At 65.3% G+C, this 17,415-nt stretch carries 19 protein-coding genes; 12 read left to right on the top strand and 7 right to left on the bottom strand.

Annotated features, from left to right (window positions below; all coding sequences use genetic code 11):
* The first annotated feature begins 41 nt into the window (after positions 1–41).
* From ACK41V_RS18115 to ACK41V_RS18105, 3 genes are all read left to right on the top strand, one after another.
* Positions 42–545, top strand: coding sequence for a pyridoxamine 5'-phosphate oxidase family protein (locus ACK41V_RS18115; RefSeq protein WP_409784311.1), 504 nt, complete (start codon positions 42–44; stop codon positions 543–545).
* Positions 546–842: 297 nt separating this feature from the next.
* Complete coding sequence (locus ACK41V_RS18110) at positions 843–1,265, top strand: CopG family transcriptional regulator (protein WP_409784310.1); 423 nt, start codon at positions 843–845, stop codon at positions 1,263–1,265.
* Positions 1,266–1,321: 56 nt separating this feature from the next.
* Complete coding sequence (locus ACK41V_RS18105) at positions 1,322–2,566, top strand: alpha/beta hydrolase family esterase (RefSeq protein ID WP_409784309.1); 1,245 nt, start codon at positions 1,322–1,324, stop codon at positions 2,564–2,566.
* 47 nt (positions 2,567–2,613) lie between these two features.
* Here the strand turns inward: ACK41V_RS18105 and ACK41V_RS18100 are convergent, their stop codons facing one another.
* Positions 2,614–2,739: a hypothetical protein gene (locus ACK41V_RS18100; protein ID WP_409784308.1), complete on the bottom strand. Its 126-nt coding sequence runs from the start codon at positions 2,737–2,739 to the stop codon at positions 2,614–2,616.
* A gap of 28 nt (positions 2,740–2,767) precedes the next feature.
* Here ACK41V_RS18100 and ACK41V_RS18095 point away from each other — a divergent pair, with 28 nt between their 5' ends.
* The 4 genes from ACK41V_RS18095 (at position 2,768) to ACK41V_RS18080 (ending at position 5,036) form a co-directional block, all read left to right on the top strand.
* On the top strand, positions 2,768–3,388 hold the full coding sequence (locus ACK41V_RS18095; RefSeq protein ID WP_409784307.1) for a PolC-type DNA polymerase III: 621 nt from the start codon (positions 2,768–2,770) through the stop codon (positions 3,386–3,388).
* 197 nt (positions 3,389–3,585) lie between these two features.
* Positions 3,586–4,167: an NnrU family protein gene (locus ACK41V_RS18090; RefSeq protein WP_409784329.1), complete on the top strand. Its 582-nt coding sequence runs from the start codon at positions 3,586–3,588 to the stop codon at positions 4,165–4,167.
* A 107-nt stretch (positions 4,168–4,274) separates the two neighbouring features.
* Positions 4,275–4,544 (top strand): DUF3297 family protein, encoded by a 270-nt coding sequence (locus tag ACK41V_RS18085; protein ID WP_409784305.1) that lies wholly within the window; start codon positions 4,275–4,277, stop codon positions 4,542–4,544.
* Positions 4,545–4,559: 15 nt separating this feature from the next.
* Positions 4,560–5,036, top strand: a complete 477-nt coding sequence (locus ACK41V_RS18080) for a reverse transcriptase-like protein (RefSeq protein ID WP_409784303.1) — start codon at positions 4,560–4,562, stop codon at positions 5,034–5,036.
* A gap of 47 nt (positions 5,037–5,083) precedes the next feature.
* Here the strand turns inward: ACK41V_RS18080 and ACK41V_RS18075 are convergent, their stop codons facing one another.
* The 5 genes from ACK41V_RS18075 to ACK41V_RS18055 all read right to left on the bottom strand — a co-directional run bounded on the left by ACK41V_RS18075 (position 5,084) and on the right by ACK41V_RS18055 (position 8,472).
* Entirely contained in the window at positions 5,084–6,379 is a 1,296-nt protein-coding gene (locus ACK41V_RS18075) for an RNA polymerase sigma factor (RefSeq protein WP_409784301.1), read from the bottom strand.
* Positions 6,380–6,398: 19 nt separating this feature from the next.
* A complete protein-coding gene (locus tag ACK41V_RS18070) occupies positions 6,399–6,806 on the bottom strand; it encodes a VOC family protein (protein ID WP_409784300.1) in 408 nt (135 codons plus the stop codon).
* 70 nt (positions 6,807–6,876) lie between these two features.
* Positions 6,877–7,413 (bottom strand): SRPBCC family protein, encoded by a 537-nt coding sequence (locus tag ACK41V_RS18065; protein WP_409784299.1) that lies wholly within the window; start codon positions 7,411–7,413, stop codon positions 6,877–6,879.
* A 46-nt stretch (positions 7,414–7,459) separates the two neighbouring features.
* Positions 7,460–7,873 (bottom strand): YciI family protein, encoded by a 414-nt coding sequence (locus ACK41V_RS18060; RefSeq protein ID WP_409784298.1) that lies wholly within the window; start codon positions 7,871–7,873, stop codon positions 7,460–7,462.
* A 233-nt stretch (positions 7,874–8,106) separates the two neighbouring features.
* Positions 8,107–8,472, bottom strand: coding sequence for a YciI family protein (locus tag ACK41V_RS18055; protein WP_409784296.1), 366 nt, complete (start codon positions 8,470–8,472; stop codon positions 8,107–8,109).
* A 428-nt stretch (positions 8,473–8,900) separates the two neighbouring features.
* Between ACK41V_RS18055 and leuA the strand changes: the two genes are divergently transcribed.
* The 3 genes from leuA to ACK41V_RS18040 all read left to right on the top strand — a co-directional run bounded on the left by leuA (position 8,901) and on the right by ACK41V_RS18040 (position 12,466).
* The gene (leuA, locus tag ACK41V_RS18050) at positions 8,901–10,580 is read left to right on the top strand and encodes a 2-isopropylmalate synthase (protein WP_409784295.1); all 1,680 of its coding nucleotides are present in this window, start codon (positions 8,901–8,903) and stop codon (positions 10,578–10,580) included.
* A 134-nt stretch (positions 10,581–10,714) separates the two neighbouring features.
* Positions 10,715–11,224 carry a C40 family peptidase gene (locus ACK41V_RS18045; RefSeq protein ID WP_409784293.1) on the top strand — a complete coding sequence of 170 codons (510 nt, stop codon included), beginning with the start codon at positions 10,715–10,717 and terminating at the stop codon, positions 11,222–11,224.
* Between the two features lie 138 nt (positions 11,225–11,362).
* On the top strand, positions 11,363–12,466 hold the full coding sequence (locus ACK41V_RS18040; protein WP_409784292.1) for a 3-deoxy-7-phosphoheptulonate synthase: 1,104 nt from the start codon (positions 11,363–11,365) through the stop codon (positions 12,464–12,466).
* A gap of 28 nt (positions 12,467–12,494) precedes the next feature.
* On the opposite strand, the gene ACK41V_RS18035 is transcribed toward ACK41V_RS18040, so the two are convergent.
* Positions 12,495–12,965 (bottom strand): PaaI family thioesterase, encoded by a 471-nt coding sequence (locus ACK41V_RS18035; protein WP_409784290.1) that lies wholly within the window; start codon positions 12,963–12,965, stop codon positions 12,495–12,497.
* Between ACK41V_RS18035 and ACK41V_RS18030 the strand changes: the two genes are divergently transcribed.
* Both ACK41V_RS18030 and ACK41V_RS18025 read left to right on the top strand, forming a co-directional pair.
* Complete coding sequence (locus tag ACK41V_RS18030) at positions 12,964–13,176, top strand: hypothetical protein (protein ID WP_409784288.1); 213 nt, start codon at positions 12,964–12,966, stop codon at positions 13,174–13,176. The genes ACK41V_RS18035 and ACK41V_RS18030 overlap by 2 nt on opposite strands.
* Positions 13,177–13,379: 203 nt before the next feature.
* The coding region (locus ACK41V_RS18025) for a PAS domain S-box protein (protein ID WP_409784286.1) at positions 13,380–17,415 on the top strand (4,036 nt) is incomplete at its 3' end.

The raw sequence follows: 17,415 nt of genomic DNA, 5'->3' as shown, positions 1-17,415 counted from the left end.
AACCTACAGTGAAGCTATCCGTCCCTCTCACTGGAGCCTCCATGCAACACGACACCGCCGCCCACGAAACCTTGTGGAAACTCATCAAGGACATCCGGTTTGGGATGCTGACCCACAGCACGTCGACCGGCATGCTGCATGCGCACCCGCTCACCACGCAGAACCGCAAGTTTGATGAACAAAGTGAGCTGTACTTTTTTATCTCCAAATCTGGCGAACTCTACGAGCGCTTGCTGACCGATGGAGAGGTCAACGTGTCTTATGCCAACCCGGACGATGACAGCTACGTATCTCTGTCGGGTCAGGCCCGTTTTGTGGACGACCGCGGTCAAAAAGAGGCGCTGTGGTCGCCCATGGCCAAAGCGTGGTTCCCGGGCGGTGTGTCCGACCCTGATCTTGCATTGCTGGTCGTGCGCATCCGCCACGCCGAGTATTGGGATGTCGACGAAAGCAAGATGGTGCAGATCTTCAAGATGGCCAAGGCCGCCATCACCGGCGAGCAACCGCGCGATTTGGGTGAACACAAAGAGTTGACCCTGTACTGAAGCAGCTGTGACTCGGTGCCGCATCTCTCGTGTGATGGGGCGCATGGTCGGTGCGCCCCAACGTGGGGCGCGCGTGGCGCAGGGGTCAACACCTGCCGCACGCAGTTCAAAAAATATGAGTGAAATTGGTCTTCAGCGCTTATTCAACAAGCACTAGTAGCTACACATTTAATAGCAATCGCATACAAAAAGAGCCCACGGGCTCTTTTTCTTTTGGCCTCGCCCTTGATTTGCGACTGAATACATCAAATTGCCATCCATACGCCATCCACATGGATGTTTTTTGGAGTTTCATTGATGAGCAACATCATCCCCATCGCCCCGCGAAGCAAGGTTCCCGAGTCTGAAAAAGTCACCATCAACCTGGGCTTTGTCGACCTGGGGCACATCGATCTGCTGGTGTCTGAAGGCTTTTACGCCAACCGCACCGACTTCATCCGCACCGCCATCCGCAACCAGCTGACCGCGCAGAACGACGCCGTCCGCCAGGTGGTGGCCCGCAAGATGCTTGTGCTGGGGCTGCAACGTTTTGGCCGGGCCGAGCTGGAGGCCGTGTTGGCGGCCGGCCAGGCGCTGGAGATCCGGGTACTGGGCCTGGCCAGCATCGACGAGGACGTGCCGCCCGCATTGGCGCAGGCCACCATTGCTTCGGTGACGGTGCTGGGCGCGTTCCATGCCAGCGCAGAGGTCAAAGCCGCGCTGGCGGGGCGCATGCACTGAATCTACACGGCCCCCAGCGGGCCACCGGCGTGCGCGCCCACAACCAAGGAGTCCCCATGGACTGGAACATCAACCTCAAGCAACTGATGGGCGAAGCCACCCAACTGGTGCGCAGCGGCCACCTGGCCGATGCGACGCGGACCCTGCAGCAGGCCCTGGGCGGCGCTGTGGCGCGCCACAGCAGCCCACCGACACCCGCCAGCGCGGACACCGCCCTGCCTAGCGACCTAAACCCCGCCCCTGCCAACGCCCCACTGTGGCGCCGCTTTGGCGCAAAGGCCGACGTTGAAGACGTGATCGTCGTCGACCGCAGCCAACCCGGTTCGCCCCCAAAAGCCGCCCACCCACAGGCAGAACCGCCCGGCAGCTTTGCGCGCATCGCCTTCACCCACCCGGGCACCCGGCACAACCCGCACCACTACCACCTGTATGTGCCCCCAGGTGCCGCCGCCGGTGCACCCATGCCCTTGGTGCTGATGCTGCACGGCTGCACGCAGAACCCCGAAGACTTTGCCACCGGCACCGGCATGAACGCGGCCGCTGCGCCCGCCAACGCGCTGGTGCTGTACCCCGAGCAACCCCACAGCGCCAACCCCAACGGTTGCTGGAACTGGTTTCGCCCCGGCGACCAGCACCGGGACGGCGGCGAGCCTGCATTGCTGGTGGCCATGGTGCGGGACGTGATGGCGCGCCACGCGGTCGATACGCAACGCGTGTACGTGGCGGGCCTGTCGGCGGGCGGCGCCATGGCCGCACTGCTGGGGCGTGAATACCCCGACCTGTTTGCCGCCATGGGCGTGCACTCTGGCCTGCAAGCGGGCGCGGCACACAACGTGATGGGCGCGCTGTCGGCGATGAAGAACGGGGCCAAACCGGGCGCTGCCGCGCACCGCGCAGCCTCCGCCCACGCTGCTGACGCGCCCGCTTTACCGCCCCCACCCACCATCGTGTTCCATGGCGATGCGGACCCCACCGTGCACGCCCACAACGGCGAGCAGTTGATCCAGGCCACGCTCAGCGCCCTGGCCTCAGCCCCCGGCGGCGCACCAGCCACCGTGAAGACCGTGCAGCAGGGCCAGTCGGCCAGCGGGCAGGGCTATACCCGCACCGTGTATTCACTGGCGGGCGGCGCAGACACCGAAAGCAAGCCGCCCCGCCCCGCCGTGGCAGAACACTGGGTGCTGCATGGCGCAGGCCACGCGTGGGCCGGTGGCAACGCGGGGGGCAGCCACACCGACCCACGCGGCGTGAACGCCACGCAGGAGATGCTGCGGTTTTTTCTGGAGCATCCGCGGGACTGACTCCGCGAAGCCAGGGCTGCCGCAACGCAAGGTCTTTGATGATTTCCTCAGACCCCGGCACCACCCGGGCCAGTGGCTGCAACAGTGGTGACGTGTTGGCGCAACTGCTGCGCCAACGCTTGCTGCGCGGGGGTGGCGGCGGCCAGCACACCGTGGTGCGAGCGCAGCGGCACAATCCTTCTTTTGTGCTCACACCTCCCCATGCCCCCCATCGCCGTCATCGACTTTGAAACCACCGGCATCTCGCCCGGCCAGGGCGCGCGTGCGACCGAAGTGGCGATCGTGCTGCTCGAAAAAGGGCAGGTGGTGGACCGGTTCCAGAGCCTGATGAAAACGGGAGCGTGGATACCGTCGTTCATCACGCAGCTCACCGGCATCACCAACGCGATGGTGAACGCGGCGCCCGATGCAGCGGGGGTGATGGCGGACGCGGCGCGTTTTGTGGGCGATGCGCCCATGGTGGCGCACAACGCGTCGTTTGACAGCAAGTTCTGGCAGGCCGAGCTGGCCCTGGCCGACCTGCCTGCACCCCACCCGTTTGCGTGCACGGTGCTGCTGTCGCGGCGGCTGTACCCGCAGGCGCCCAGCCACAAGCTGGGGACGCTGGTGGACTTTCACGGCCTGCCGCGCACCGGCCAGGCCCACCGGGCGCTGGCCGATGCGGAGATGGCGGCCGCGCTGCTGGCGCGCATGCAGCATGACCTGCGCACGCGCTGGCGTGTGGCCGAGCCGAGCTATGCGCTGTTGCAAACGCTGCAGCGCTGCGCCAAGCCCAAAGTGGGGGCGCTGCTGGCGCAGCATGCTGCGGTTGCGGTGGTGTGAGCGCGCTGGCCCAAGAAGCGGCACCGATCACTATCAAATTGATAGCTACTAGCGCTTGATGAATAAGCGCTAGAGGCACTTTTGACTCAAAATTTCAGCAGATTCCCGGCATACTCGCTGCTGGCACGGTGTACGAACCCTATCGCGCAGCTGCCAAAACAAGACGCACATCACGCCCCCCGATGAAAGGCTTTGCCATGTTGTTTCTGGTTCTTGGATTGGTGCTGTTTCTGGGCGTGCATTCGGTGCGCATCGTGGCCGATGGCTGGCGCACGCAGACCTTGGCGCGTTGGGGCGAGATGCCGTGGAAGGGCTTGTATTCGGTGGTGTCTGCCGTGGGCCTGGGGCTCATCATCTGGGGCTATGGCCTGGCGCGGCAGCAGCCCGTGGTGCTGTGGGTGCCGCCCATCGGCATGCGGCACGCGGCGGCGCTGCTGACGTTGATTGCTTTTGTTTTGCTGGCTGCCACCTATGTGCCGCGCAACGCCCTCAAGGCCCGGCTGCACCACCCCATGGTGCTGGGCGTAAAGGTGTGGGCACTGGCGCATCTGTTGTCCAACGGCAACCTGGCCGATGTGCTGCTGTTTGGCAGCTTCTTGCTGTGGGCGGTGCTGAGTTTTCGCGCTGCACGCCAGCGCGACCGGGCACAGAACACGGTGTATGCGCCCGGCACGGCCGCGGGCACGGGCCTGGCCGTGGTGGTGGGGGCTGTGGCGTGGGTCGGTTTTGCCTTCTGGGCGCATGCCTGGCTGATCGGTGTGGCGCCCCTGGGGCGATAGGGGCATGGCGGAGTGCTGCGGGAGCAAATCCCGGAGAATCCGCGCTTCCCGTTTTTTCTTTCGTTTCTTCGTTTCTCCTCCTGCTTGCCTGACCAAGAGCCCTTCGCATGACCGACGCCACCCCTGCCTCCACTTCCTCCATCACCCCGCCACCTTTGCCTGACCACCTGTCGGTAGACCCCCGCAGCCCGCACCATGTGGCCGAGGTCTTCCAGCACGACATCGGCATCCGCTTTAACGGCAAGGACCGCACCGATGTCGAGGAATACTGCGTCAGCGAAGGCTGGGTCAAGGTGCCTGCGGGCAAAACCGTGGACCGCAAGGGCCAGCCGCTGATGATCAAGCTCAAGGGCAAGGTCGAAGCGTTCTACAAATAAGCCCGCCTGCGCCCCGTGAGCCCGGACACTGCCCACTGGCTGGTCTACTGCGACGGCAGCGCCGTGCCCAACCCCGGGCGCATGGGGCTGGGCGCGGTGCTGGTGGGGCCCGACGGCGTGACGCAGCACCACATCTCAGAAGCGACCACCTTCACCGGCTGCAACAACGAAGCCGAGCTGCGCGCGCTGCTCGCGGCCCTGCAATGGCTGGCGCGGCGGGTGGCCGCAACGTCCACTGCCGTGCGTGTCATCAGCGACAGCAGCGTGTTGGTAGCGCAACTGGGCGCGCACGCTGCCCCGCCCATTGCGCGGCTTGCGCCGCTGTTTGACGAGGCGCGCGGCGCGCTGCAGCAGTTTGCGCACATCGACCTGCAATGGGTGCCGCGCCACCGCAATGGCGCAGCCGATACCCTGGCGCGCGCGGCTCTGGGCCTGGCGCCCAAGGTGGCAACGCCACAGGGTCAGAAGGTCAAAAGACCCAAGCGGCGCTGACTCTGCCCCATCCCACCGCAGAGCCACCGGCGGGCTGGGATGCCTGTTCATTGCGCGCGCGCTCGGGCCAGCAGCAAGGCCTTTTCCTGCACGTTGCGCGTCAGGCTGGCGGCCCGCTCAAACTCCGCCCGCGCTTCGCTTTGGCGACCCAGCTTGGCCAGCAGATCGCCCCGCACGCTGGGCAACCAGTGGTAGTGGCGCAAACTGGGTTCTGCGGCCAGTTCATCCACCAGGGCCAGCGCTGCCGCAGGCCCCAGCGCCATGCCCACGGCCACGGCGCGGTTGAGCGCCACAACGGGGGAGGGCGCCACCTGCAGCAGCGCGTCGTACAGCGCGACGATGTGGTGCCAGTCGGTGTCCTGTGCGCGGCGCGCACGTGCGTGGCAGGCGGCAATCGCCCCTTGCAGCGCATACGGACCCCAGGCGTGGCCTGCGCGGGCCAACTGCTCGGCCTGGTCCAGCGCGGCCAGGCCCCGGCGCACCAGCAAAGCGTCCCACCGCGCGCGGTCCTGGTCCATCAGCAGCACCGGCTGGCCCTGCGCGTTGGTGCGTGCGGGCAGGCGCGAGGCCTGGATCTCCAGCAGCGCGACCAGGCCTTGCACCTCGGGCTCGTCAGGCACCAGGCTGGCCAACACGCGCACCAGGCGCTGGGCCTCGCCACACAGCGCGGGGCGCATCCAGTCGTCGCCCGCCGTGGCGGCATAACCTTCGTTGAAGATGAGGTAGATCACTTCGAGGACCGAGGCCAGGCGCGGCGCGCGCTCTGCAGCGCTGGGCACTTCAAAGGGCACATGCGCGGCCGTGAGGCTGCGCTTGGCGCGCACGATGCGCTGGGCAACGGTGGGCTCGGGCACGAGGAAGGCCCGCGCGATTTCGACGGTGGTCAGGCCGCCCAGCAACCGCAGCGTCAGCGCCACGCGAGCCTCGGTGGGCAGCACGGGGTGGCAGGCGGTGAAGATCAGGCGCAGTAAATCGTCGCCGATGTCGTCCTGCTGCGCATCCATGAGGGTGTCCACCACGTCGGGGGCGTACTGTGCTTGCAGCGCGTCCAAATCCCATCCCAGCGCCTCGTTCTCGCGCTGGTGCAGCGCCCGCTGGCGCAGGTGGTCGATGGCGCGGCGCTTGGCCGTGGTCATCAGCCACGCGGCCGGGTTGGCGGGCAGGCCGGTGGCGGGCCAGTGCTCCAGCGCCGCCACCAGCGCGTCCTGCGCCAGCTCTTCGGCGCGGCCCACGTCCCGCGTCATGCGCGCCACGCTGGCGATGATGCGCGCGGCCTCGATGCGCCATACCGAGTCGATGGTGCGGTGCAAGGCATCGCGGTTGGGCAGGGCAGCGGCGTTCACAGAGTTCAGTTGGTGCTTCTCAGCCCAGGGCCTTGCTGGCGTCTTGCATGTGCACAAACTCCCAGGTGTGGCCGTCCAGGTCGTCAAACGTCTGCGAGTACATGAAGCCGAGGTCTTGCGCCGGGCGCGGCGTGGTGCCGCCTGCGGCCACGGCCTTGGTCGCGAGCGCATCCACTTCTTCTCGGCTGTCGCACGAGAAGCACACCAGCACCTCGGACGTGGTGCGTGCGTCGGCAATCGTTTTGCTGGTGAAGGTGGCGTAAAAGTCCTTGACCAGCAGCATCACGAACAGGTTCTCGCCCACCACCAGGCATGCGCCCTGGTCGTTGCTGAACTCGGGGTTGAAGTCATAACCCAGCGCCCGAAAAAACGCCTGCGAGCGGGCCATGTTGTCGATGGGCAGGTTCACGAAGATTTGCTTGTGCATGAAAAACTCCTGAGGGATGAAACGGTAAGGGGAAATGTGGGTTTCGCAAAATGCGCCGCGCAGGCATCCATCAGCCGGCGGGCTTTTGCACCACGGCCTGCAGGTTGGCCAGGCCGTCCTCAAAGTCCTGCCCCACCATGCGGTCCATGTTGAAGACCAAATGTGCAATCTTGGCCACATACGGCACCGGGCCGTGCATGGCCCAGGTCACGCGCGTGGCGCCTGCACCTTCAGGCTGCAACGTGAATTCCACCTGGTTGTGGGCTTCGAACGGGGCCACAAAATCAAGCTTCATCGCCACGCGCGCCGGGGCCGTGGCGTCCACAATTTCCATGCTGCCGGTGCCCACCTTGTCGCCCTGCCACGCATATCGCGCGCCGGGACCGGATGTGGTTGCGCTGTACTCGCCCTTGGCGGCGGGGTCTTTGCGTTCGTACGGGTTCCAGGTGTTGAACTGGCGCAGGTCGTGAATGAGCCCGTACACGCGCTCGGGCGGGGCGGAGATGACGCGGCTGCGTTCCACGCGGAAGGTATCGGGCCGGGTGGCGGCAAAGGCCAGGAAGAGCCCCAGCGCCGCCAGCAGTACCAGCGCAATGGTCTTGATCATGGTGGTGTGTCCTCAACAGGCAAATAAACAAAGCCAAAAGCCGCGATCAGCCGCGCATGGCTTCGAGGTTGTGGAATGTCTCCACCCCTTCGACGCCCGCAAAGTCCTCCATCTCGAACAGCTGGCGCACTTCGATCTCGGCCTCCAGCCCTTCGCCGCGCGGATTGGGAAAGCGGCGCGTCCATTCCAGCGCTTCATCGCGGCTGCGCACCTGGATCAGGGTGTAGCCCGCGATCAGTTCCTTGGTTTCAGTAAAAGGCCCGTCGGTCACGGTGCGGCCGCTGCCGCTGTAGCGCACGCGCCAGCCTTGCGAGGTGGGTTTGAGGCCGCTGCCGTCCAACAGCACGCCCGCATGGGCGAGTTCCTCGTGGTAGCGGGCCATCTCGGCCATGAGGGGAGCGGTGGGCATGTTGCCTTGCTCGGATTCGACCGTGGCTTTGACGATGATCATGAATCGCATGGGGGTCTCCTGGTTCGGACGGGGAGGCGCAGCGGATCTGCGGCTCTCACCCCCTACGACGAACAGGCCACCGCCAGATCGACAAACCCGGCCAAAAAAAGCGGAACCCCCCGCTTGGTGCTCTTTCTTGCCGTCAACTTGGCGGTGCGGCGTCGGGCCCAAAAAACACCTCGGCAAGCCCCGCATGCCGCGGTTGCGGGACGCAGGCAGCGCGCTGGCGCTACCTAACCCTTTCAGTCGACCGCGCCGTGGTAGCAGGGCGCCACTTCACGCACCTCGATGGTGGCCCACTCGGCGGCCGGGCAGTCGCGGGCGATGGCCACGGCCTCTTCGCGCGTGGCGCAGTCCAGCAGGAAAAAGCCGCCCACCATTTCTTTCGTCTCGGCAAACGGGCCATCCACCAGTCGGGCCTGGCCCTCGCGCACCTGCAGGCGCACAGCCTGGTCGGTGGAGGCCAGCGACTCGGTGGCACGCAGCAAGCCGCGGGCCTTCAGCCCGTCACCAAACTCCACCATACGCGCATAGGCCTCTTGCCCGCCAACCAGCCCGCGCTCGGCACGCTGGCCGTGGGGTTCCATGATGAGCAGCATGTAGGGCATGACAGGGTCTCCGGATGAAGGAAATGGGGTGGCGGCACGGCGACAGGCGCCATCCTATCAGCAGCGTTTACTACTATTTTTATAGCTATTAGCGCTTATGTACCAAGCGCTAGAGGCACTTTTCACCTAAATTCTTGCGCGCTGCAGCAAGCCTGTGCTATCTTTGGCCCCCTATGCAACGCAGCATGCTCCTACCCACCCTATCGCTAAGCCTACTAGTGCTTGGCCGGGGTCTGCCTGCGTTCGCCACCGTTGCCTGATCCGCTCAGCGCAACACCTGATTTCCCCCTGACCCCGGCCCGCGAACCAGCCCTTGCACACGCAAGGGGCTGCAGGGGATGTCACACGTTTTGTTCTCTTCATTTCGTCTGACCCGTGCACCGCGCATTTATTCCAGCGCACCGCACACACCATTCGTGGAGCCTCTCATGATTGCCAAGCCCGCTACCAAATACCAGCCCATCGCCGCGGTCCCACTCACCGACCGCCAGTGGCCCAACCGCAGCATCACCCGCGCGCCCGTGTGGCTCTCCACCGACCTGCGCGACGGCAACCAGGCGCTGTTCGAGCCGATGAACGGCGAGCGCAAGATGAAGCTCTTTCACGAGCTGGTGCGCATCGGCTTCAAGGAGATCGAGGTCGGCTTTCCGGCCGCGTCGCAGACCGACTTCGACTTTGTGCGCCGCCTCATCGACGAGAACCTGATCCCCGATGACGTGACCATCATGGTCATGACGCAGTCGCGCGAAGACCTGATCGCTCGAACTGTCGAAGCAGTGAAAGATGCGCCCCGCGCCATCGTGCACCTGTACAACGCCACCGCGCCCGCCTGGCGGCGCATCGTGTTCGGCATGAACGTGACGCAGGTGATGCAGCTCATCGCGCACCATGTGGGCTACTTGAAGCAGCTCACCGATGCGCAGCCCGCCACGCAGTGGACGTTGCAGTACTCGCCCGAAACCTTCAGCGCCACCGAGCTCGACGTGTCGCTCAAGGCCTGCCAGACGGCCATCGCAGCCTGGAACGCCGGCCCCGGCCGCCCCATCATCATCAACCTGCCCACCACGGTGGAGAACGCCACGCCCAACGTGTTCGCCGACCAGATCGAGTGGATGGACAGGCGCCTGTCGCCACGCGAGCACATCGTGCTGTCGGTGCATCCGCACAACGACCGCGGCACCGGCGTGGCCGCGGCCGAGCTGGCAATGATGGCCGGTGCCGACCGCGTGGAAGGCTGCCTCTTTGGCAACGGCGAGCGCTGCGGCAACGTGGACATCGTGACGCTGGCGCTCAACATGTACACGCAGGGCGTGCACCCGAACCTCGACTTTTCGGACATCACCTCGGTGGCGCGCATCGCCGAGGAATGCACCTCGCTGCCGGTGCACCCGCGCCACCCTTACGCGGGCGACCTGGTGTTCACCGCGTTCTCGGGCTCGCACCAGGATGCGATCAAGAAGGGCTTTGCCGCGCAGGACCCCAACGCGCTGTGGGAGGTGCCGTACTTGCCCATCGACCCGGCGGACCTGGGCCGCACGTACGACAGCGTGATCCGCGTGAACAGCCAGTCGGGCAAGGGCGGCATCGCCTTCTTGCTCGAACGCGAGCGCGGCGTGGTGATGCCCCGCCGCATGCAGGTGGAGTTCAGCGCCGTGGTGCAACGGCAAACGGATGCGAGCGAAGGCGAGATGAGCGGCGAGGCGCTGTGGGACCTGTTCCAGACCACGTACCTCAAAGCGCCTGCACACGCCGCCATCACCTGCCACAGCCACAAGCTCGATGAAGACGGGCAGGGCATCGAACTGGACGTGACCATCGACGGCACGCGCCAGCATTTGCGCGGCCAGGGCAACGGGCCGATTGCCGCCACGGTGGATGCCCTCGGCCTGCCGCTGCGCGTGGACCACTACGAAGAACGCGCCACCGGCACCGGCGCCAACGCCCAGGCGCTGGCCATCGTGGAAGCGGCCATGGACGGCGTGGCGGGCTCCACCTTCGGCGCAGGTGCCAGCCACAACATCGTCACGGCGTCGGTGTTGGCCATCGTGAGCGTGGCCAACCGGTTGCTGCTGCGGCGCCAGGGCGTCGAGGTCGCAGCGGTGGCGTGAGTGAGCCCAAGTGTTGTAAAAAAGATAGCTGCCAGCGCTTGATACATAAGCGCTGGCAGCATATTTGACCAATATCCCCAGAGCACGAACGGGGTCAACGCATGCAGCGGGCCCCATCCGTTACCCTTCGGCCCATGCGCGTTTTTCACAGCCTGACTTTTGCCGCCTGCACCGCCGCCCTGTTGGTGCTGAGCGGTTGTGGCACCTCACGGCCCCCGTCACCGTCGTCGCCATCTTCCTCAGCGCCCACCCGCACCACCCCACCCCTGACTGCGGACCAGGCGCACGACATCGCCATCCACGCGCTGGGCCTGGTGGGCACGCCGTACCGTTACGGCGGCAACACCCCGGAATCGGGTTTTGACTGCAGCGGGCTGATTGGTTATGTGTACCGCAACCAGGTGGGCACGCCGCCGCCGCGCACCGTGGCGCAACTCAACAACTGGGGATATCGCATCGACGGCAAGGAGCTGCGCACTGGCGATCTGGTGGTGTTCGGCACCGGGCGCCAGCCCAACCATGCGGGCATCTATGTGGGTGAGGGGCGGTTTGTGCATGCGCCCTCCACGGGCGGCACGGTGCGACTCGACCATTTGCAGTCGCGCCACTGGGCGCGGCAGAACGCGGCGTTCCGCAGACCCTGAATTCGGACACCCCCCTGAGGCGCTGCGCGCCTTCCCCTTGCTCTGCGTCTCTCGCGTGGGGCACGCCAGTATTTGACGACGTGCACTGAATCATCCTCTGCTGAACGGTGACCGCGCCACGCGACAATCGGGCCCACCATGACCCACGCACACCGCTCCGCCAACCCCATCTCCACCCACGACACGACGCGCATTGACGACACGCGCATCAAGGCCGTGCGCCCGCTGATCACGCCTGCGCTGCTGCAGGAGTGGCTGCCTACACCAGACGCTGCGCAGACCTTGGTCGAAACCAGCCGCGCCGCGATCTCTCGCATCCTGCACGGCCAGGACGACCGGCTCATCGTGGTGGTGGGGCCATGCTCCATCCACGACCATGGCCAGGCGATGGAGTACGCGCACCAGCTGAAAACCCAGGCCGATGCGCTACAGGCCGATCTGCTCATCGTGATGCGTGTGTATTTTGAAAAGCCACGCACCACCGTCGGCTGGAAGGGCTACATCAACGACCCGCACCTGGATGGAAGTTTTGCCATCAACGAGGGGCTGGAACTGGCGCGCCAGTTGCTGCTGGATGTGCTGGCCGTCGGCCTGCCGGTGGGCACCGAGTTTCTCGACCTTTTGTCCCCGCAGTTCATCAGCGACCTGGTGAGCTGGGGCGCGATTGGCGCGCGCACCACCGAGAGCCAGAGCCACCGCCAGCTGGCCAGCGGGCTGAGCTGCCCCGTGGGTTTCAAGAACGGGACGGACGGTGGCGTGAAGGTGGCGAGCGACGCCATTCAGGCGGCGCAGGCTTCGCATGCCTTCATGGGCATGACCAAGATGGGCCAGGCCGCTATTTTTGAGACCCGCGGCAACCAGGACTGCCATGTGATTTTGCGGGGCGGCAAGCAGCCCAACTATCAAAAAGCCGATGTCGATGCCACCTGTGCGGTGCTGAAGGCGGCGGGCCTGCGCGAGCAAGTGATGATTGACGTGAGCCATGCCAACAGCAGCAAGCAGCACCAGCGCCAGATCACCGTGGCGGACGATGTGGCCCAGCAGATTACATCGGGTGACGCGCGCATCACGGGCCTGATGATCGAAAGCCATTTGCAGGAAGGCCGCCAGGACATCGTGTCCGGCCAGCCGCTGCAGCATGGCGTGTCGGTGACAGACGCGTGTATCAGCCTGGCGCAGACGGTGCCGGTGCTGGAGGGCTTGGCGGCAGCAGTGCGCGCACGCCGCGCGCTCGCCAAATAAGCTCTGGCATCGCGACCGGCGCCCGGGCTCAGCGCGCGCCGCCGGTCGCGTCGATATTGCGTGCGGTGCCCAGCAGCGTGGCGCACAGCGTTTCCTGCCCGTGGCTGTCCACGGCAAACACATCAGATGCGCAGACCGTGAGCAGACGCCCCGCGTCCACCACACGCCCGCGGGCGCGCAGGCACTCGCCTTTGGCAGGCGCCACAATTTTCAGGGTGGCGTCCACCGTGGCGTTGACCCAGCCCGGCGGCAACACGCTGCCTGCGGCTGCGACGGCGGCAAAGTCGGCAATGGCAAACACAGCGGTGGCCTGCAACTGGCCCGGGCGAAAGCTGAAGGCTTCCCTCACCGGGATTTCCATTTCGACCTGACCCGGCTGCACGCTGACAAAACGCAGTCCCAATGTCCGGGCCATGGGCATGGCCAGAACAAGGGCCTGCAAGGCGTCGAGCTGCGGGGTGGGCAACGCAGAAGAAGCAGGGGATGAAGAGAACGTCATGGGCGGTGTCTCGGTGGGGTGGTGGAAAGAGCGCTGCGTGATCCTGCGGGCGATGCCGGACAACCGAGGTCTGGCGGGCGCGTTCAGAGATCTGCAGGCCCCCACACTAGCAAGCCTCGTGTTGTGCGACGGTTGCCTGCGCGACTCCAGCCGGTTGATTGGGGGCAAACCCGCACAGGGTGTCTCGGCAGCGCAAGGCTGCGCGGTGTAGCATTGCCTTCTTAATGTTGTGGTCCTGGCCCTTTTGCCCTACAACCGCGGTGCTGCTGATCGGCACACACCGCCTTACTGCCCGATTCCCTTGTTGTTGTTGCTGTTGTTGACGCTGGCCCCTGCTTATTGCCTTGTCGTATGGACTGGGTCGAGCCTGTGCGCGCCGACGGGCATAACCGGCCCCACAGGCGCCTGACAAACATGCCGCCAGCGCAAGCCCCTGCAGAAGCCGCACGGCTTCACGCACTCCAGTCTTACGCGATCCTCGACACACCGGCCGAAGACGGCTTTGACCAACTGGCCACGCTGGCAGCCCGCTTGTGCCATTGCCCCATGGCCGTGGTCAACTTCATTGACAGCGAACGCCAGTGGTTCAAAGCAGCGGTGGGCGTGCCGTTTCAGGAGACAGAACGCGCCATTGCGTTTTGTGCCCATGCGCTGGACGGCAGCCGCGACGCCGTGGTGGTGCCCGACGCCACACAGCACCCCATCTTTGCCCACAACCCGATGGTGCTGGGCGATCCGCACATTCGTTTTTATGCCTGTGTGCCGCTGGTCAACCCCGATGGTTTTGCGCTGGGCACCCTGGCGGTGCTGGACACCGCGCCCCACGCGATGCTGCCCGAGCAGATCGAAAGCCTGAAAATTTTGGCGGGCCAGGCCATGGCCCAGCTGGAACTGCGCCGCCAGCAGCGCCTGTTGGCCCAGCTGGTGGAAGAGCGCAACCAGATGCACAACGAGATGCTGGCGCAAAGCGAGGCCTTGCGGGTGGCCGGGCAGATTGCCCGCATCGGCGGGTGGATTGTGGAACTGCCCAGCATGCAGCTAACCTGGTCGCAAGAGATTGCCGCCACTTACGGCCTCACGCGCCGCATGAGTTCGGTGATGCAGATCCTCGAACTTTACAAACCGATGTACCGGCCAACCTTGCAAAAGGCGTTTGACGACTGCATTCGCCTGGGCACAGCGTTTGATGTGGAAGCCGAAGTCATCATGCCCGGCGACCGCCACTTCTGGGTGCGCACCGCAGGCCAGGCCGCCCACAATGCCCAGGGCCAGATCATTCGCATACAGGGCGCCTTTCAGGACATCTCGGCCCAGCGGCTGGCCAACGAGGCGCGGCAGGTGAGTGAGGAGCGTTTTCACCTGGTGTCGCGCGCCACCGCCGATGCGGTGTGGGACTGGAACCTGCACACCGACGCCATGTGGTGGAACGAGGGCATGCAGAACCTGTTTGGTGTGCCACTGGAAGAGCTGCCGCACGACAGCACCTCGTGGACCCTGCGGCTGCACCCTGACGACAGCGATACCGTGCTGGACGACATCCACCGCGCGATTGAGGGCACCGACAACCACTGGTCTGCCGAATACCGCTTTCGCCGCAGCGATGGCACTTACGCTTGGGTGTTCGACCGCGGTTTTCTGATCCGTGACTTTGAAGGCAAGGCCGTGCGCATGGTGGGCGGCATGGCCGACATCAGTGCACAAAAGCTGGCGGACCTGGATGCGCAGCGCGACGCACTGAACCATGCCGATCTGCTGCGGGTGCAGCAGCGCATCTCATCGCTGGACATGCCCTTGCCCGAGGTGTTGCAGCTGGTGGCTGACACCGTGCTGCGCCAGACCAGCGCACGGGGCGCCATGGTGGAGCTGTTGGAGTCAGGGCAGTTGGTGGCACAGGCTTCGGCCGGCGACCATGTGCGCCCTGTGGGCAACATGCTGCCGGTGGACCAGAGCATTTTGTGGCCCGCCCTGCGCGAGGGGCGCACGGTGGTGTGCAACGACACCGAGGCCGAGGGCTGGGACATGGCGTCCATGCCCCACCGCCATGGGGTGCTGTCGGTGATGGCAGTGCCGCTGCGCGCAGGCGAGGCGGTGGTGGGTTCGCTCAAGGTCACTTCCGACAAGGTCAACGCATTTTCGCGCCGCGATGTGGCGCACCTGGAGATCCTCACCGAATCCCTGGGCGCCATGGTGCAGTTGCGGCATGTGGCCGGGCAGTTGCACGCGTCCGAGCTGCAATACCGCATGCTGTTTGACGAGCACCCGCACCCCATGTGGGTGTACGACAAGGAAACGCTGCGCCTGCAAGCCGTGAACCAGTCGATGGAAACGCACTACGGCTACACCGAGGCAGAGTTGCTGTCGATGCACATGACGGACCTGTGGCCTGCCGAACGGCGCGAAGCCATCCGGGAGCGCATTGAGGCCATTCCGATGGACCAGCGGAACAAGCCGGTCGTCAGCCGCCATATCAAAAAAGACGGCACGTTCATGGACGTGGAAATCACGGCGGGCAACACCAGCTTCAACGGGCGGCCCGCCCGCCAGGTGCTGGCCACCGATGTGACCGAACGCTTGCGCACCGAACGCGAACTGGCGCGCATGGGGCGTGCGCAGCGTTTGCTGAGCGCCTGCAACGAAACCCTGGTGCGCGCCACATCCGAGACGACATTGCTGCAGGCCATCTGCCAGATTGCGGTGGACATTGGCGGCTACCGCATGGGCTGGGTCGGTTTTGCGCTGGACGACGAACGCAAGTCCATCCAGCCCGTGGCCCACGCGGGCTACAACGAGAACTATCTCGATAACCTGCAGCTGAGCTGGTCCGCCGATGACCCCTACGGCCGCGGCCCGGCGGGCATGGCGGTGCGCTCGGGCAAGCCGGTGATCGTGCAGGACATCCGCACCGAGGGTGACTTTGCCGACTGGACCGAGCGCATGCTGGACAACGGTTTTCATGGCGTGATCTGCCTGCCCCTGCGGGACCGCGACCAGCACCGCACCTTTGGCCTGCTGTACCTGTATGCCCCCGACATCCTGCAGATCAGCCCCGAAGAAGCCGCGCTGCTGCAAGAGCTTTCCAACGACCTCGCCTTTGGCATCACCAGCCTGCGCGCGCACAAGTCGCAGCAGCGGCTGCAGGCCTCGGTGCTCAAGGTGGCGGCGGCGGTGTCGGCCAGCACCGGCACCGAATTTTTTGTGCAACTGGTGCGCAACATGGCAGACGCCCTGGGCGCCCAGGGCGGTTGTGTGGTGCGGCTGTTGCCGCAGGTCAAGGGCCAGCCTCCCCGCGTAGTCACGCTGGCAGCCGTGCTGGATGGGCAGATGCTGCCCAACGACGAATACACCCTGCAAGACACCCCCAGCTTCCAGCTGATGTCACAGCGCGAGTTTGTGGTGACTGAACGGGTGCAGCTGATGTACCCCCAGGCACCCATGCTGCGCCATGTGGGCGCACAGGGGTATGTGGGCCAGCAGCTGTGCAATGCCGACGGGGAGGTGGTAGGCATCGTTTTTGTGCTGTTTCGCCAGCCGGTGGACGAGACCGGTTTCATCACCTCGACCTTGCAGATTTTTGCGGCCCGGGCGTCGGCCGAAATCGACCGGCAACTGGCCGACACGCGCATCCGCCACCAGGCCTCGCTGCTGGACAAGGCGCAAGACGCCATTCTGGTGCGCGACCTGGAACACCGCATCATTTTCTGGAACAAAAGCGCCGAGCGCCTGTATGGCTGGTCGCAGCTGCAGGCGCTGGGCCAGTCGATCGAAACGCTGCTGTACGACGACCCCACCCACTTTCGCCACGCCACGCAGACGGTGCTGGACCATGGCGAGTGGACGGGCGAGATCGTGCAGCGCCACCGCGACGGCGGCTCCATCGAGGTGGAGGGGCGCTGGACATTGGTGTTGGGGGACGACGGCAAGCCGCAGTCGATCCTGGCCATCAACACCGACATCCGCCAGCGCAAGGCCAGCGAACGCGAAATCCAGCGCCTGGCGTTTTACGACGCACTCACCGGTTTGCCCAACCGCATGTTGCTGATGGACCGCATGGGCCAGGCGCTGGCCAATGCCCAGCGGCGCCAGTTGGGTGGTGCACTGTTGTTCATCGACCTCGACAACTTCAAGACCTTGAACGACACCCTGGGCCACGACCAGGGCGACTTGCTGCTGCAGCAGGTGGCGCAGCGGCTGAACACCTGCGTGCGCAGTGTGGACACGGTGGCGCGGCTCGGTGGCGACGAGTTTGTGGTGATGCTGGAAGAGCTGAGCCCCAAACCCCACGAACTGGCCCTGCACGCACGCGGTGTGGGCGAAAAAATCCTGTCCATGCTGGCCATGCCGTATGCCCTGGCGGCTTACCAGTACCGCAGCACACCCAGCATTGGCATTGCCCCCTTCACGGGCGAGCAGACCAGCGTGGGGGAACTGCTGAAACAAGCCGACCTGGCCA

Origin of the sequence: Acidovorax sp. (genome assembly GCF_046291265.1) — a bacterium.
GTDB lineage: Bacteria > Pseudomonadota > Gammaproteobacteria > Burkholderiales > Burkholderiaceae_C > Acidovorax.
The sequence above is the reverse complement of the archived record's forward strand: the minus strand, read 5'-3'. Positions and strand labels throughout refer to the sequence as shown.